The sequence below is a fragment of the Trinickia soli genome (assembly GCF_002879855.1).
Taxonomy (GTDB): domain Bacteria; phylum Pseudomonadota; class Gammaproteobacteria; order Burkholderiales; family Burkholderiaceae; genus Trinickia; species Trinickia soli.
The window spans coordinates 105,554-120,880 of sequence record NZ_PNYB01000009.1 but is presented as its reverse complement, the minus strand read 5'-3'; the positions used below and the strand labels follow the sequence as shown (position 1 = coordinate 120,880).

General features: G+C 63.9%; 14 protein-coding genes. 13 read left to right on the top strand and 1 reads right to left on the bottom strand.

Translation table 11 applies throughout. The features are described from left to right. The first annotated feature begins 1 nt into the window (after nt 1). The 12 genes from aroA to C0Z19_RS12660 all read left to right on the top strand — a co-directional run bounded on the left by aroA (nt 2) and on the right by C0Z19_RS12660 (nt 12,607). Nucleotides 2–1,312 (top strand): 3-phosphoshikimate 1-carboxyvinyltransferase, encoded by a 1,311-nt coding sequence (gene aroA, locus C0Z19_RS12720; protein WP_102610192.1) that lies wholly within the window; start codon nt 2–4, stop codon nt 1,310–1,312. A gap of 14 nt (nt 1,313–1,326) precedes the next feature. After that, on the top strand, nt 1,327–2,001 hold the full coding sequence (gene cmk, locus C0Z19_RS12715; protein WP_102610191.1) for a (d)CMP kinase: 675 nt from the start codon (nt 1,327–1,329) through the stop codon (nt 1,999–2,001). Nucleotides 2,002–2,148: 147 nt separating this feature from the next. After that, the gene (gene rpsA, locus C0Z19_RS12710) at nt 2,149–3,861 is read left to right on the top strand and encodes a 30S ribosomal protein S1 (RefSeq protein ID WP_102610190.1); all 1,713 of its coding nucleotides are present in this window, start codon (nt 2,149–2,151) and stop codon (nt 3,859–3,861) included. Between the two features lie 22 nt (nt 3,862–3,883). Then, a complete protein-coding gene (locus C0Z19_RS12705) occupies nt 3,884–4,207 on the top strand; it encodes an integration host factor subunit beta (protein ID WP_102610189.1) in 324 nt (107 codons plus the stop codon). A gap of 515 nt (nt 4,208–4,722) precedes the next feature. Further along, entirely contained in the window at nt 4,723–5,016 is a 294-nt protein-coding gene (locus C0Z19_RS12695) for a LapA family protein (RefSeq protein WP_102610187.1), read from the top strand. A 50-nt stretch (nt 5,017–5,066) separates the two neighbouring features. Further along, nucleotides 5,067–6,242 (top strand): lipopolysaccharide assembly protein LapB, encoded by a 1,176-nt coding sequence (gene lapB, locus C0Z19_RS12690; protein ID WP_102610186.1) that lies wholly within the window; start codon nt 5,067–5,069, stop codon nt 6,240–6,242. Between the two features lie 22 nt (nt 6,243–6,264). Beyond that, nucleotides 6,265–7,671 carry a UDP-glucose dehydrogenase family protein gene (locus tag C0Z19_RS12685; RefSeq protein ID WP_102610185.1) on the top strand — a complete coding sequence of 469 codons (1,407 nt, stop codon included), beginning with the start codon at nt 6,265–6,267 and terminating at the stop codon, nt 7,669–7,671. Next, nucleotides 7,634–8,665 (top strand): D-glycero-beta-D-manno-heptose-7-phosphate kinase, encoded by a 1,032-nt coding sequence (rfaE1, locus tag C0Z19_RS12680; protein WP_102610184.1) that lies wholly within the window; start codon nt 7,634–7,636, stop codon nt 8,663–8,665. Before C0Z19_RS12685 ends, rfaE1 begins: the two co-directional genes overlap by 38 nt. A gap of 75 nt (nt 8,666–8,740) precedes the next feature. After that, nucleotides 8,741–9,733 carry an ADP-glyceromanno-heptose 6-epimerase gene (gene rfaD, locus C0Z19_RS12675; protein ID WP_102610183.1) on the top strand — a complete coding sequence of 331 codons (993 nt, stop codon included), beginning with the start codon at nt 8,741–8,743 and terminating at the stop codon, nt 9,731–9,733. Nucleotides 9,734–9,804: 71 nt separating this feature from the next. After that, entirely contained in the window at nt 9,805–10,188 is a 384-nt protein-coding gene (locus C0Z19_RS12670) for a ComEA family DNA-binding protein (RefSeq protein WP_102610182.1), read from the top strand. A 206-nt stretch (nt 10,189–10,394) separates the two neighbouring features. Next, a complete protein-coding gene (gene cysM, locus C0Z19_RS12665; protein WP_102610296.1) occupies nt 10,395–11,297 on the top strand; it encodes a cysteine synthase CysM in 903 nt (300 codons plus the stop codon). A gap of 269 nt (nt 11,298–11,566) precedes the next feature. Next, a complete protein-coding gene (locus C0Z19_RS12660) occupies nt 11,567–12,607 on the top strand; it encodes a hypothetical protein (protein ID WP_146012048.1) in 1,041 nt (346 codons plus the stop codon). A 71-nt stretch (nt 12,608–12,678) separates the two neighbouring features. On the opposite strand, the gene mltB is transcribed toward C0Z19_RS12660, so the two are convergent. Then, nucleotides 12,679–14,046: a lytic murein transglycosylase B gene (gene mltB, locus C0Z19_RS12655; protein ID WP_102610180.1), complete on the bottom strand. Its 1,368-nt coding sequence runs from the start codon at nt 14,044–14,046 to the stop codon at nt 12,679–12,681. Nucleotides 14,047–14,371: 325 nt separating this feature from the next. Between mltB and C0Z19_RS12645 the strand changes: the two genes are divergently transcribed. Continuing rightward, on the top strand, nt 14,372–15,295 hold the full coding sequence (locus C0Z19_RS12645) for a histone deacetylase family protein (RefSeq protein ID WP_102610178.1): 924 nt from the start codon (nt 14,372–14,374) through the stop codon (nt 15,293–15,295). The last annotated feature ends 32 nt before the right edge of the window (nt 15,296–15,327 follow it).

Sequence of the window (15,327 nt, the reverse complement as noted above, 5' to 3'; positions counted from 1 at the left end):
CATGGATTACCTCGATCTCGGACCGTATTCGCGCGCGCAGGGCACGGTCAATCTGCCCGGCTCGAAAAGCATTTCGAATCGGGTGCTCTTGCTGGCAGCGCTTGCCGAAGGCGAGACGAAGATTTCGAACCTGCTCGATTCGGACGACACGCGCGTGATGCTTGCGGCGCTCGAGAAGCTCGGCGTCAAATTGACGCGCGACGCTGACGCCGACGTCTGCGTCGTACAGGGCACGCGCGGTGCGTTCCAGGCGAAAACGGCCGATCTCTTTCTCGGCAATGCCGGCACGGCGATCCGTCCGCTGACCGCGGCGCTCGCCGTCAATGGCGGCGACTACCGCGTGCACGGCGTGCCGCGCATGCATGAGCGGCCGATCGGCGATCTCGTCGACGGGCTGCGCCAGATTGGCGCACGCATCGATTACGAGGCGAACGAGGGCTATCCGCCGCTGCGCATCCGTGCCGGCGCGATCGCCGTCGAGGAGCCGATCCGCGTGCGCGGCGACGTTTCGAGCCAGTTTCTGACGGCGCTTTTGATGACACTTCCGCTCGTGCGCAGCAAGAGCGGCGAGATCGTCGTCGAAGTCGAGGGCGAGCTGATTTCGAAGCCCTACATCGAAATCACGATCAAGCTCATGGCGCGCTTCGGCGTGACGGTCGCGCGCGAAGGCTGGCAGCGCTTTACGGTGCCTGCCGGCATGCGCTATCAGTCACCCGGGACGATCATGGTGGAGGGGGATGCTTCTTCGGCGTCGTACTTCCTGGCCGCCGGTGCGATCGGGGGCGGCCCTGTGCGCGTCGCCGGCGTTGGCCGCGACAGCATTCAGGGCGACGTCGCGTTTGCCGACGCACTGACCGCGATGGGTGCGAACGTCACGATCGCGCAAGACTGGATCGAGGTGCGCGGCGTGGGCCACGATCACGGTCAGCTCGAAGCGGTCGACATGGATTTCAACCTGATTCCCGATGCGGCAATGACGATCGCCGTTTGTGCGCTGTTCGCTCGCGGCACGACCGTGCTGCGCAATATCGGCAGTTGGCGCGTGAAGGAGACCGATCGCATCGCGGCGATGGCCAAGGAGCTGCGCAAGGTGGGGGCCACGATCGAGGAGGGCGCAGACTTCCTCGTCGTCACGCCGCCCGCGCGGCTCACGCCGAACGCGCAGATCGACACCTACGACGATCACCGCATGGCGATGTGCTTTTCGCTGGTTTCGCTCGGCGGCGTGCCGGTACGCATCAACGACCCGAAGTGCGTCGGCAAGACTTTTCCCGAATATTTTGACCGCTTCAAGTCGCTCGTTCGCGCTTGATCTGCTCTCCTTAGATGAAACCGACCCGTCCTTTTCACCAGACTCCCGTCATCGCTATCGACGGCCCGACCGCTTCCGGCAAGGGCACCGTTGCGGCGCTCGTCGCCGCCCGACTCGGCTTTCATCTGCTGGACAGCGGTGCGCTGTACCGGCTCGCCGCCCTTGCGAGCGTGCGTTACGGCATCGCGCCCGCCGACCATGAAGCGCTCGCCGCGCTCGTAAGCGACCTGCACATTACGTTTCGGGAAGGCTGCGCGCAACTCGACGGCGTCGACGTGTCGAGCGAGATCCGCGCCGAGGAAGTCGGTAACCGGGCGTCGGCGATCGCCGTCCACCAGGACGTGCGCGCGGCGCTGGTGGCGCGTCAGCGGGCGTTTCGCAAGGAGCCGGGGCTCGTTGCCGACGGGCGCGACATGGGCACCGTCATCTTCCCGGACGCGGTGCTCAAGGTGTTTTTGACGGCCAGCGTGGAAGCGCGCGCGGCCAGACGGCATAAGCAATTGATCCAAAAAGGCTTTTCTGCTAGTATGGAGAACTTGCTCCGGGATTTGCGCGACCGGGACGAGCGCGACAGCAATCGCGCCGTCGCGCCGCTCAAGCCCGCGGCAGACGCAAAGCTGCTCGATACCTCTTCGCTATCGATCGACCAGGCGGTCGAAGAAGTGGTGGGATGGTATCGGGAGCGGTAGGTGGTGCCCGGAACGTCAGTCGGCGTTTCAGGCGTGGAATCAACCCTTAACCCCGTATGGCGCTCGCATCGATGTCGCAGCGTGTCCGGCCAGGCTGCCGGCCCTGATTCTCGAGACCACTCGCGAAGCCATGCATTTACGATTTTTATGTCCGACCTGCAAACTTCCAACCCGAACACCGAATCATTTGCGGCCCTCTTCGAAGAGTCGCTGACCAAGCAAGACATGCGCGCCGGCGAAGTGATTTCCGCCGAAGTCGTGCGTGTCGACCACAACTTCGTGGTCGTCAATGCGGGTCTCAAGTCCGAAGCCTACATCCCGCTCGAAGAGTTCCTGAATGACGCGGGCGAGGTAGAAGTGCAGGCGGGCGACTTCGTTTCGGTCGCGATCGACGCGCTCGAAAACGGCTATGGCGACACGATCCTGTCGCGCGACAAGGCCAAGCGTCTGGCATCGTGGCTGTCGCTGGAAAAGGCGCTCGACAACAACGAACTCGTGACCGGCACGATCACGGGCAAGGTCAAGGGCGGCATGACCGTCATGGTCAACGGCATCCGCGCGTTCCTGCCGGGTTCGCTCGTCGATACGCGTCCCGTCAAGGACACGACGCCGTACGAAGGCAAGACGCTCGAGTTCCGCGTCATCAAGCTCGACCGCAAGCGTAACAACGTCGTGCTGTCGCGCCGCGCCGTCATCGAGGCGACGCAAGGCGAAGAGCGCGCGAAGCTGCTCGAGACGCTGAAGGAAGGCGCGATCGTCAACGGCGTGGTCAAGAACATCACCGATTACGGTGCGTTCGTCGACCTCGGCGGCATCGACGGTCTGCTGCACATCACCGACATCGCATGGCGTCGCGTGCGTCACCCGAGCGAAGTGCTGTCGGTCGGCCAGGAAGTCACGGCCAAGATCCTCAAGTTCGACCAAGAGAAGAACCGCGTCTCGCTGGGTATCAAGCAACTCGGCGACGATCCGTGGGAAGGCATCTCGCGTCGCTACCCGTCGGGTACGCGTCTGTTCGGCAAGGTCACGAACATCACCGATTACGGCGCGTTCGTCGAAGTGGAATCGGGCATCGAGGGCCTCGTCCACGTTTCGGAAATGGACTGGACGAACAAGAACGTCGCTCCGTCGAAGGTCGTTCAGCTCGGCGACGAAGTCGAAGTCATGGTGCTCGAGATCGACGAAGATCGTCGTCGTATCAGCCTCGGCATGAAGCAGTGCAAGCCGAATCCTTGGGACGACTTCAGCCGCAACTTCAAGAAGGGCGACAAGATCAGCGGCGCCATCAAGTCGATCACCGACTTCGGCGTGTTCATCGGTCTGCCTGGTGGTATCGACGGCTTGGTCCACCTGTCGGATCTGTCGTGGAGCGAAACCGGCGAAGAGGCTGTGCGCAAGTACAAGAAGGGCGACGAAGTGGAAGCGGTCGTGCTCGGCATCGACGTCGAGAAGGAACGCATCTCGCTCGGCATCAAGCAGCTCGAAGGCGATCCGTTCAGCAACTTCGTTGCCATGAACGACAAGGGCTCGATCGTCGACGGCACGGTGAAGACGGTGGATGCCAAGGGTGCAGTCGTTGCGCTGTCGGCTGAGGTCGAAGGCTACCTGCGTGCGTCGGAAATCGCGCAAGACCGCGTCGAAGATGCTCGCAACGTGCTGAAGGAAGGCGACAAGGTCAATGCGATGATCATCAACATCGATCGCAAGTCGCGTGGCATCAACCTGTCGATCAAGGCCAAGGATTCCGCTGAGCAGCAAGAAGCGATCCGCGGCCTGGCGGCCGACACGAGCTCGGCGGCATCGGGCACGACGAACCTCGGCGCGCTGCTCAAGGCCAAGCTTGACGGCCAAAATCAGTAAGCGTTGAGAGGTCTGCCGCAGTATGACCAAATCGGAATTGGTCGCCCAGTTGGCAGCGCGATTTCCGCAACTTGTTCTCAAGGATGCGGATTTCGCGGTCAAGACGATGCTCGATGCGATGTCGGAGGCTTTGGCCAAAGGCAATCGCATCGAAATTCGCGGCTTCGGCAGCTTCGGTCTGAACCGTCGTCCGTCCCGCGTCGGGCGTAATCCCAAATCGGGTGAGAAGGTGGAGGTGCCTGAAAAGCACGTGCCTCACTTCAAGCCCGGCAAGGAATTGCGCGAGCGGGTGGACGGTCGGGCTGGCGAGCCGTTGAAGCTCGGCCAGGCGGACGACGATCTCTAAGCGCGGCGCGCCCCGAGCGGGCGCGATGTGCTGTGCGAAGAGTGACGCTGCCGTCGCATCGTCGACGCCACGGCCCACAGTGAAAACCGGCAAACGTTTCGAAAAGGCGCCTTCGGGCGCTTTTTTATTGGTTCATCGGGTTCGATGCTCCAGTGGCCGACTACTGCCTCGGGACGCGCGTCGATGAGGGTGTGGCGGGCACGGAACGCGCTCGTCCTGCTCTCGCCGGACAGCGCGACGGTCTGGGTTCGGCTTCGCGGGCCAGCCAGGGCGGCCGGCCCGACATCCTTTCCATTACAATACGGGCACTTTTGTGCGGGTGCCGGCGCGTCGGGCGCCGTTGCGTCGGGCGCCGCTGCGTCGGGCGCCGTTGCGTCGGGCGCCGTTGCGTCGGGCGCCGTTGCGTCGGGCGCCGTTGCGTCGGACATCATTGCCGGGCACTGAGCCGCGTCGCATGAGCCGCCTGCGCACCGGGCGCCACAAGAACAACCGCATTCGACGTCGAGAGAGCGTTCATGAAATTTATCGTCTGGTTGGTCCGTGTGCTTGTGTTCGTCGTGCTGCTCGTTCTCGCGCTAGGCAATACGCAGAGCACCACGATCACCTTCGCCGGATACGCATGGCAAGCGCCGCTGATCCTGATCGGTCTCGGATTTTTTGCTGTCGGCCTGCTTGCCGGGCTGGTCTCGGCGCTGCCCGCAGTCGTGCGTCTGAAGCTCGAAAATGGCCGCTTGCGGCGCGACCTGCGTATCGCACGCGAGCAGACGCCGGCTGTCGTCGTCGAGCCGCCGATGCCGCCCGTCATCTAAGGACGGGGCCGCCTCGCGCTCCTTTTACTCACGCCTTTCCGACCCTTCGCATGGATCTCGATTTTTGGTGGCTGCTCGCCGTTCCCGTCGCTTTTGCGTTCGGATGGATGGCGTCGCGCTACGACTTGAAGGCACTGTTGTCCGAAAGCGCGAATTTGCCGCGGTCTTATTTCCGCGGCTTGAATTTTCTGCTGAACGAGCAGCCGGATCAGGCCATCGATGCGTTCATCGAAGTCGTCAAGCTCGATCCGGAGACAATCGAGCTTCATTTCGCGCTCGGTAACCTGTTTCGTCGGCGCGGCGAAACCGACCGCGCGATCCGGATTCACCAGAACCTGCTGAGCCGCGCCGATTTGCCCGTGAACGAGCGTGATCATGCGCTGTTCGAACTGGGCCAGGACTTCCTGAAGGCGGGTCTGCTCGATCGTGCGGAAGAAGCGCTGCGCCGGCTCGACGCCGGGGAATATGCACGCGACGCCCAGCGTGCGCTGCTGACGATCTACGAAATCGAGAAAGACTGGGTCAAAGCGATCGACGCGGCGCACCGGCTCGAAACGATGGGTGCCGATCCCCTCGGCAAAGAGATCTCGCAGTTTTATTGCGAGCTTGCGCAAGAGGCGTTGCAGCGCCAGGACGCAGCAGAGGCGGCAATACAATTGGACCTTGCGCTGCAAGCCAATCCGGGCAATGTGCGCGCGACGATTCTGCGCGGGGATGTCGCGCAGACACGTGGCGACCATGGCGCGGCGATCGATGCATGGCGTCGCGTCGAAACGCAAAACCCTTCCTATTTGCCGCTTGTCGCCGAAAAACTGATGAAAGCCTACGCGGCGCTTTCGCGTCCGCAGGAGGGCGCGGCGCTGCTCAGAGGCTATGTCGAACAGTACGGCTCGAGCGATCTGCTCGATGTCGCTTATCCGCATGTCGCGCAACTATGCGGCGCCGAGGCGGCTCATGCGCTGGCGCGCGCGCAGATGCAAGCTGCGCCGAACCTCGCCGGCATGACGCGTCTGCTCGACGCGCAAATCGAATCGGCCGACGAGCCGCGGCGCGGAGAATTGGAGTTGATGCGGACGCTGATCAAGCAGCGCACCAAAAATCTGCCACGCTATACATGCCAGAATTGCGGTTTCCGGGCGCGTCTCTTCTATTGGCAGTGTCCCGGCTGCAGCGGCTGGGAAACCTATGCGCCGCGCCGTATAGAGCCCATTGCGTCGCAAGCCTGATGCATTCATTATCGGAACGCCTATGAAAATCACCATCATCGGGACCGGCTACGTCGGTCTCGTCACGGGCGCCTGCCTGGCCGAAATCGGCAACGACGTGTTTTGCCTCGATGTCGATCCGCGCAAGATCGATATCCTCAACAGTGGTGGCGTGCCGATCCACGAGCCGGGGTTGCAGGAGATCATCGCGCGCACGCGAGCGCATGGCCGCATTACGTTCTCCACCGATGTGAAGGCGAGCGTGGAACATGGGGACGTGCAATTCATCGCCGTCGGCACGCCACCCGACGAAGACGGCTCGGCCGATCTGCAATACGTGCTCGAAGCGGCACGCAATATCGGGCGCTACTCGAACGGCTTCAAAGTTGTCGTCGACAAATCGACGGTGCCGGTCGGAACGGCCGAACGCGTACGCGCCGTGATCGCGGCCGAACTCGAAGCGCGCGGCCTGGGCGATAGCGCAGCGCATCGGTTCTCGGTCGTTTCGAATCCCGAGTTTTTGAAGGAAGGCGCCGCCGTCGACGATTTCATGCGGCCCGACCGCATTGTCATCGGTATCGACGACGACGAAGCGGGCCTGCGCGCGCGCGAAAAGATGAAGCGGCTGTACGCTCCCTTCAACCGCAACCATGAGCGCACGCTCTACATGGATGTGCGCTCGGCCGAGTTCACGAAATACGCGGCCAACGCGATGCTCGCGACGCGTATTTCGTTCATGAACGAAATGTCGAATCTGGCCGATCGCGTCGGCGCCGACATCGAGGCGGTGCGGCGCGGCATCGGTTCGGATCCGCGTATCGGCTACCACTTCCTGTACGCGGGAGTGGGCTATGGCGGCTCGTGCTTTCCGAAGGATGTGCAGGCGCTCGTCCGTACGGCCGCCGAGAATGGGCAGCGTCTGCGCATTCTCGAAGCGGTCGAAGAGGTCAATCACGACCAGAAGCAGGTGCTGGTCGAAAAGATCGTGCAGCGTCTCGGCGAGGATCTGACGGGGCGCACGTTCGCGGTGTGGGGGCTCGCATTCAAACCGAACACCGACGACATGCGCGAGGCGCCGAGCCGGCGCCTGATCGCGGCGCTGCTCGCGCGCGGCGCTCAGGTACGCGCGTACGATCCCGTGGCGCTCGACGAAGCGCGGCGCGTTTTCCCGCTCGATTTGGCCGACGCGCCTGACGCGCTCTCTCGCCTGACGTTTGCGACGTCGCAGGACGAAACGCTTGCGGGCGCCGATGCGCTCGTCATCGTGACCGAATGGAAGGAATTCAAGAGCCCCGATTTCACCCACTTGAAATCGGTGCTGAAGGCGCCTGTCATCTTCGACGGCCGCAACCTTTACGAACCGCTGGCGATGGCCGAACTTGGCATCGACTACTACGCAATCGGACGCCCCTATGTCCAACTCGAAACCGCACCCGATGCGCGCGCCTGACGCGACGCCCGAGCCGTCGAGCCGAGCGGCGACGAGCCTGGCCGGCGCCGCCCGCGTGTCGCGCGAGCGGCTCGGCGAGGCCCGTGTCCTGATCGTCGGCGACGTCATGCTCGATCGCTATTGGTTCGGCGACGTCAACCGCATTTCCCCCGAAGCGCCTGTGCCGGTCGTGCATGTGCAGCGTCAGGAGGACCGGCTGGGCGGCGCCGCGAACGTCGCGCGCAACGTGGCGGCGCTCGGCGCGCGGGCGGGTCTGCTCTGCGTCGTCGGCCATGACGAGCCCGGCGAGCGCATTGTCGAATTGCTCAAGGATAGCGGCGTTGCGACGCATCTCGAGCGCGATCCCGACTTGCCGACGACGATCAAGCTGCGCGTGCTCTCGCGCCAGCAGCAGTTGCTGCGCGTCGACTTCGAAAAAACGCCGGCGCACGAAGCGTTGCTGGCGGGCCTCGTGCGCTTTGACGCACTGCTCGCTTCGCACGATGTCGTGCTGCTGTCCGATTACGCGAAGGGCGGCTTGACGCATGTCACGCAGATGATCGCGAAGGCGCGCGCTGCCGGCAAACCTGTGCTGGTCGATCCGAAGGGCGACGACTGGGAGCGCTACCGCGGGGCCACGTTGATTACGCCGAACCGCGCGGAGTTGCGGGAGGTCGTGGGGCAGTGGAAATCGGAGGAAGACCTGCGCGAGCGCGTCGACGCGCTGCGTGCTTCGCTCGACATCGAAGCGCTGTTGCTCACGCGCTCGGAGGAAGGCATGACGCTGTTTACGGCCGAAGGCAGCGTGCTGACTGCACCGGCTGTCGCGCGCGAGGTCTTCGACGTCTCGGGTGCGGGCGATACCGTGATCGCGACGTTGGCGGTCATGCTTGCTGCGAAGCTGCCGCTCGTCACTGCCGTAACGCTTGCGAATCGGGCCGCAGGCATTGTGGTCGGCAAACTCGGCACAGCCACCGTCGACTACGACGAGCTGTTCGGGGCCGACGTTCGTTAGAAGCGCGGCGGCCACCGTGCCCGGCCGCCTGCTATCAGCGCCTCTCATCGTTATCGAACTACCGCTATTACGATCATGACTCTCATCGTCACCGGCGCCGCGGGCTTCATCGGCGCAAACATCGTCAAGGCGCTCAACGAGCGCGGCGAGACGCGCATCATCGCTGTCGACAATCTGACGCGCGCCGACAAATTCAAGAATCTCGTCGATTGCGAAATCGACGACTACCTGGACAAGACCGAATTCGTCGAGCGCTTCGCGCGCGGGGACTTCGGTCAGGTCCGAGCCGTGTTTCACGAAGGCGCCTGCTCCGACACGATGGAGACCGACGGCCGCTATATGATGGACAACAACTTCCGCTATAGCCGCGCCGTGCTCGACGCGTGTCTCGCGCAAGGCGCGCAGTTTCTCTACGCATCCTCGGCCGCGATCTATGGCGGCTCGACCCGCTTCGTCGAAGAGCGGGCCGTGGAAGCGCCGCTGAACGTCTACGGCTACTCGAAATTCCTGTTCGACCAGATCGTTCGCCGCGTGATGCCGACCGCGAAAAGTCAGATCGCGGGCTTTCGTTATTTCAATGTGTACGGGCCGCGCGAAACGCATAAGGGACGCATGGCATCGGTCGCGTTTCACAATTTCAATCAGTTCCGCGCCGACGGCAAAGTCAAGCTGTTCGGTGAATACAACGGCTATGCGGCCGGCGAGCAGACGCGCGATTTCATCTCGGTCGAGGACGTCACCAAAGTGAACCTGTTCTTCTTCGACCATCCGGAGAAGTCGGGCATCTTCAACCTTGGGACGGGTCGCGCACAGCCGTTCAACGATATTGCGACGTCGGTCGTGAACACGCTGCGCGCGCTCGACAGCCAGCCGGCGTTGTCGCTGGCCGAGATGGTGCAGCGCGGCCTCATCGAATACGTGCCGTTCCCCGATGCGCTGCGCGGCAAGTACCAGTGCTTCACGCAGGCCGACCCCACGCGGCTGCGCGCGGCCGGATATGATGCGCCGTTCCTGACCGTGCAAGAAGGCGTCGATCGCTACGTGCGTTGGCTATCCGGCCAGGTGTAAGCCGCGCCGCGCAACACATAAACTGGGCTTCACGGTCGGCGCTCGCCGGCCACCGATTGCCGGGAGGCCCGATGCTCAAGCGTTTTCTTTCTTTCGCGGCGGCGCTCGTCGCTGCATTGACCTGCGCTTTCGCTCACGCTGTCGATGCCAACGTCGCCGACGAGGCGGCGTTGCGCGCACTCAAAGGAATCGGCCCCGCCAAGGCGCGGGCGATCGTCGAAGAACGCAGTGCGGGCGGGCCGTTCAGGGACGCCGACGATCTCGGCCGGCGTGTGAAGGGTCTGGGCGGTCAAGCGGTCGAACGCCTGCGCGCCGAAGGGCTCACGATCGGCGCGGCGCGCGAGCCGCTGGCAACGTCGCTTGCATCGAGTCGCCGCGTGCCCGGGGGCGTTCGCATCGACGGCGGCGACCGTCCTCCTTTTCATACTCCCGATTCCGTCGTGGTCAAGCACTGAACGCCTGCGTGCGGCGCGGCGTCGCGTTCGAGAGGCTCCTTCAGCCGTCACGTTGTCTAGACGGTTTCCCGCGATCGTTCGCGGGTTTTTTGCTTCGTGCGGGCCGCGCGTCCGCGGCTGAAAGACCCTACGCGGCGACGGTGGGCGTGGTGCTTTACAATCGACCCATTCCATCGCCAGAGATCAGCGCGTCGCGCGCCACGCCCATGCCTTACAAAACTATCGAAGATACGATCGGCAACACGCCGCTGGTTCAACTCGTGCGCTTGCCCGACGACGAAGTCCGCAGCCGCAACAACGTCGTCCTGGCCAAGCTCGAGGGTAATAATCCCGCAGGCTCGGTGAAAGATCGGCCTGCTTTGTCGATGATCCGCAAAGCGGAGGAGCGCGGCCGCATCAAGCCCGGCGACACGTTGATCGAAGCGACGAGCGGCAATACCGGGATTGCCCTTGCCATGGCGGCCGCGATTCGCGGCTATAAGATGGTCTTGCTGATGCCGGAGGATCTTTCGGTGGAGCGGCGTCAAAGCATGGCCGCGTATGGCGCCGAAATCGTGCTGACGCCCGTGAAAGGCGGCATGGAATACGCGCGCGATCTGGCCGAGCAAATGCAGCGCGACGGGCGCGGCATCATCCTCGACCAATTCGCGAACCCGGACAATCCGGTCGCTCACTATGAGACGACGGGTCCCGAGATCTGGCGCGAAACGGAAGGGCGCGTGACGCACTTCGTTTCGTCGATGGGCACGACCGGCACGATCATGGGCGTTTCGCGCTACCTCAAGGAACAGAATGCCTCGATCGAAATCATCGGCGCTCAGCCCGAGGAGGGATCGCGGATTCCCGGCATTCGGAAGTGGCCCGAGGCGTATATGCCGAAGATCTTCGACCGTACCCGCATCGATCGCACCGAGAATGTGTCGCAGGGCGCTGCCGAGGCGATGGCGCGGCGTCTGGCGGCCGTAGAAGGGATCTTTTGCGGGATTTCGTCTGGCGGTGCCTGCGAAGTGGCTTTGCGTGTCGCGCGGCAAGTCGAGAATGCGACGATCGTCTTCATCGTCTGCGATCGCGGCGATCGCTACCTGTCGACGGGCGTATTTCCCGCTTGAGCGCCCGTTGAAGGGTCGGTCGGCGCGCTCTGCTTCGCCGCGCTGTTCCACGTGCATCGCCCGACCTGATCATCTGTATAGCTACGCCTCGCCAGGGGCGCGTCCTATAGTCCTGTCAACCCGCGTCGGTAGCGTCGCATTTCCGCGATCGCCTGCTTCGCGGTCGATCAGCGTGCGGCTCGAGCAAGCACGCATGATCCCCATGCTTCGCGGTCGGCTGCCGCCCCTCGCAAGGGAGCGGTGCGCTTGGCCGCCCGACAGGAGTTGATATGGGACATCGTCACGTCAAGACGCCGGCCGCGCGAGTCGGCGCGGTCGCTTTTTTCCTTCTCTGCTTCTCTCTTTGCTGTGCTGTCCCGCTTACCGGCCTGGCCGGTGAATCGACCGCGCAGGTTGACGCCGAGCCAGCGCCTACGCTAGCGCGCCACGCACCCCCGGACGTGCCGCCGGGCTATGTCGTCACGCCATTCGGATACTTTCACCCGTCATGCGTGCGCACGATTGCGCGCAGCGATGTCTTGTTGGCCGACGGAAGGATCAAGCATGCGGATGGCACAAGCGCGCCAGTACGCACATGCGCCTACGCACGCTATATGCAAAATGGCAGACGCATCGAACCGGGCATGCCGCCGCAAGCGATCGCGGCACCGTTGGACGGCCGCAAGACGGTGCCGCCCGAAGCCGACGGCTGGCTCGAAGCGAGCTGGTACCACGACGCAGCTCCGTTCGGTGGTATCAGCGCGGACTGGCTCGTGCCTTCCGCGCCAACGTTGGACATTGGCCAAGTGCTCTACTACTTTCCCGGCCTCGAGGATTATGAAAACATCGTCACGATCCTGCAGCCGGTGCTCGGTTGGAACGCCTTCAACGATCACGGCTGGACGATCGCGAGCTGGAACTGCTGCCGAGGCGGCAATGCGGATCACAGCGTGCCCGAGCCCACCGCGACGGGCAATCTGATTGTGGGCACGATCAGCGGCGACTGCCCCGCGGGCCACGTCTGCTCGACATGGGACATCGTGACGTTTGACAAGACGCGCGGCCGCGCGTCGACACTCAAGCGCGCAAGCAGCTACGGGCAAACGTTCGATTGGGCGTTCGCCGGCGTGGTCGAGGTCTACGGCGTGGGCGCGTGCGATCAGTATTCGAGCAACGGGTTCGTCGACTTCACGAAGGTCTCGCTGCTCAATGTCGACAAGAAGCCCATGCGCAAGGTGCGCTGGGCAGCGAGCGGACTGTTGCAAGGCGGTGCGCCCACCTGCAACTACGGCGTCACCGTCACGCCGACCAGCGCAAGCTTGACGTTCTGAGGCGCACCGCCGACGCACGGTAGCGGACGCGCTACCGTGCGTCGCCTCGATGTCGGAATCGCGGCCGTCCGCTATTGCGGTTGTTGCGGCGGTTGTTGAGGCTGCGGCTGCGGCGGTTGGGATGGCGACTGCAATGTTTGTGCGGGATGCGGGGCCGCGGGCGCCGCGGCAGCGGGCGTCGGCTGGTTCGGCACCACCGCCTGCATGGGCGCCGGCGCTGCGATTGGCGTCTGCGTTGACGTTGGCGCGGCGCTCGCCGTCTCTTCGTCCACGCGCGCCTTGACGCGTTGGCCCAGCTCATACACCGCGAGCGCATAGAAGAAGCTGCGGTTGTAGCGCGTGAGCACGTAGAAGTTTTGCAGCCCCAGCATGTACTGGGTCGGCTGCGCAGGCGTGGGCAGATCGATGACGGTGACGGGGGTCCCTGCCTCGGCTGTCATGTCGATCCCGGGCTGATCCAGCATCATGCCCGCGCGCAGCAGCTGGGCGAGCGGCCAGTGCGGTTCCGGCATCCCGTCGGCGGCAGCTTGCGCGACGCCGAGGCTGCCCGTGTCCTGAGCAATATGCCAGACGACGGGACGACCGTTCTCCCAGCCGTTTTCCTTCAGATAATTGGCCACGCTGGCGATGGCGTCGGCCGGACTCGCGCGCAGATCGATGTGCTTGTTGCCTTCGTAGTCGACCGCGTATTTGACGATGCTGCTCGGCAGGAATTGCGGAATGCCGATAGCCCCGGTATATGAGCCCAACACCGTGCTGGGATCGAGCTGCGCATCGCGCGTCCAGACGAGATAGTCCTCGAGATTCTTACGGAACGTCATTTCGCGATCGGCGCGATTCGGCGTGTTCGGATAGTCGAATGCGAGGGTGGTCAACGCGTCGAGCACGCGGAAGTTGCCCATGTAGCGCCCGTACATCGTCTCCACGCCGATGATGCCGACGATGATCTCGGGCGGCACGCCGAACTGCTGGTAGGCGCGCTGCAGCGTCGCACGATTTTCGCGCCAGAACCTGACGCCGGCGTTGATGCGCACCGGGTCGGTGAAGCGCGCGCGATAGGTTCGCCAGTTTTTCGGGAACGGCGTGGCCGCCGGCGTGACGAGCTTGACCGCGGTAGCCGAGTAGCTGACGCCGGCGAACAGCGCGTGCAACGCTGTGGCGTCGAAGTCGTAGCGTGCCACCATGTCGTCGATGAACGCATTCACGTCCGCGTTGTCAGCGTAGCGTTGAGGAATGATCTCTTCTTCGAACGTGCCGCCCGGCGACGCCGCCTGCGGCGACTGGGCCGGCGCAACCTGGGGCGCGGGCGTGGCCGGCGTCGCGTCTTGGGCGCAGGCGCCCTGCCACGAAACCGCGGCGCCCACATACAGCGCGAGATGGAAAGCGCGGACGGCGAGGCGCCGGCGTTGTGCTGCGGGTAATGCGTATTGACCGGTCATAAATGAGGGCGAAAGAGGACGACGGACAGAACTCGGCTTGGCGTTCGGCGCAGTATAGCGAACGGCCGTCGCAGGCGGAACCGAAGCACGGCGGCGACACCCCGGATGGCGAGTTTTCGCAACAGCGCGTGTGCGTCGGCCGCCACATATCGACATGCTGCGCACGAGAAGCAGGACGGCCGGCTGTGGTAACGTAGTCCGATACAAGGTCCGAACGGCGAGCGCGTCACGGCTGGCGCGTCACATCTGTCGCTTGACGCTCGACGCTCGACGTTCGAACCGGGCAAACAAGGAGACATGCCGCACCTGCGGCGAACGAACGACCATGGCGACCGCTGTCTACTCACACCCCGATTGCCTGCTGCACGAAATGGGCCCGGGGCATCCCGAATGCCCGGAGCGTCTCGTTGCGATCGAGGATCAATTGATCGCGAGCCGTATCGCCCAGTTGATCGAACGCGAGAGCGCGCCGCTTGCCGAGATCTCCTCGCTCGCTCGCGTGCATACGCGCGCGCACATCGATTTCATCGAGCGCAGCGCTCCGCTTCAGGGACACGCGTGGATCGATCCCGATACGGCGATGAACCCGCACACCTGGCAAGCTGCGCTGCGCGCGGCCGGCGCCGCGGTGGCTGCGACCGATGCCGTCATCGACGGGCGCTACGACAACGCGTTTTGCAGCGTGCGTCCGCCGGGGCATCACGCGGAGCCTGCGCGCGCGATGGGTTTCTGCTTTTTCAACAACGTGGCGATCGCCGCTCGTCACGCGCTGGAAGTGCGCGGCCTTGCGCGCGTCGCCGTCATCGATTTTGACGTGCATCATGGCAACGGCACGGAGGCCGCGTTCGCCGGCGACGAACGCGTGTTGATGTGCAGTTTCTTTCAACATCCGTTTTATCCGTTCAGCGGCGCGGAGAATCAAGCGGCGAACATGGTCAATCTGCCGATGGCGGCGCGCACGCCAGGCGCTGCCGTGCGCGAGGCTATCGATCTGCTTTGGCTGCCGCGGCTCGAAACGTTCAAGCCCGAAATGATCTTCATTTCGGCGGGTTTCGATGCCCATCGGGAGGATGACCTCGGCAACCTGGGGCTCGTCGAGGACGACTACGCGTGGATCACGGATCAAGTCCGCCGCATCGCCGCGCGCTACGCGCACGGACGGATCGTCAGCTGCCTGGAAGGCGGCTACAACTTATCGGCGCTCGGTCGCAGCGTCGTCGCGCATGTGCGCGCGTTGGCCGGTATCTGAATTTTTCCCGATCGCATTCGCTGCGAGGAGCC

Excerpts from the sequence above, each read along its gene's own strand:
- rpsA (WP_102610190.1), top strand. The coding sequence starts at position 2,149 with ATGTCCGACCTGCAAACTTCCAACCCGAACACCGAATCATTTGCGGCC.
- mltB (WP_102610180.1), bottom strand. The coding sequence starts at position 14,046 with ATGACCGGTCAATACGCATTACCCGCAGCACAACGCCGGCGCCTCGCC.
- aroA (WP_102610192.1), top strand. The coding sequence starts at position 2 with ATGGATTACCTCGATCTCGGACCGTATTCGCGCGCGCAGGGCACGGTC.
- rfaD (WP_102610183.1), top strand. The coding sequence starts at position 8,741 with ATGACTCTCATCGTCACCGGCGCCGCGGGCTTCATCGGCGCAAACATC.
- C0Z19_RS12685 (WP_102610185.1), top strand. The coding sequence starts at position 6,265 with ATGAAAATCACCATCATCGGGACCGGCTACGTCGGTCTCGTCACGGGC.
- cysM (WP_102610296.1), top strand. The coding sequence starts at position 10,395 with ATGCCTTACAAAACTATCGAAGATACGATCGGCAACACGCCGCTGGTT.
- C0Z19_RS12645 (WP_102610178.1), top strand. The coding sequence starts at position 14,372 with ATGGCGACCGCTGTCTACTCACACCCCGATTGCCTGCTGCACGAAATG.
- C0Z19_RS12705 (WP_102610189.1), top strand. The coding sequence starts at position 3,884 with ATGACCAAATCGGAATTGGTCGCCCAGTTGGCAGCGCGATTTCCGCAA.
- rfaE1 (WP_102610184.1), top strand. The coding sequence starts at position 7,634 with ATGTCCAACTCGAAACCGCACCCGATGCGCGCGCCTGACGCGACGCCC.
- C0Z19_RS12660 (WP_146012048.1), top strand. The coding sequence starts at position 11,567 with ATGGGACATCGTCACGTCAAGACGCCGGCCGCGCGAGTCGGCGCGGTC.
- cmk (WP_102610191.1), top strand. The coding sequence starts at position 1,327 with ATGAAACCGACCCGTCCTTTTCACCAGACTCCCGTCATCGCTATCGAC.
- C0Z19_RS12670 (WP_102610182.1), top strand. The coding sequence starts at position 9,805 with ATGCTCAAGCGTTTTCTTTCTTTCGCGGCGGCGCTCGTCGCTGCATTG.
- lapB (WP_102610186.1), top strand. The coding sequence starts at position 5,067 with ATGGATCTCGATTTTTGGTGGCTGCTCGCCGTTCCCGTCGCTTTTGCG.
- C0Z19_RS12695 (WP_102610187.1), top strand. The coding sequence starts at position 4,723 with ATGAAATTTATCGTCTGGTTGGTCCGTGTGCTTGTGTTCGTCGTGCTG.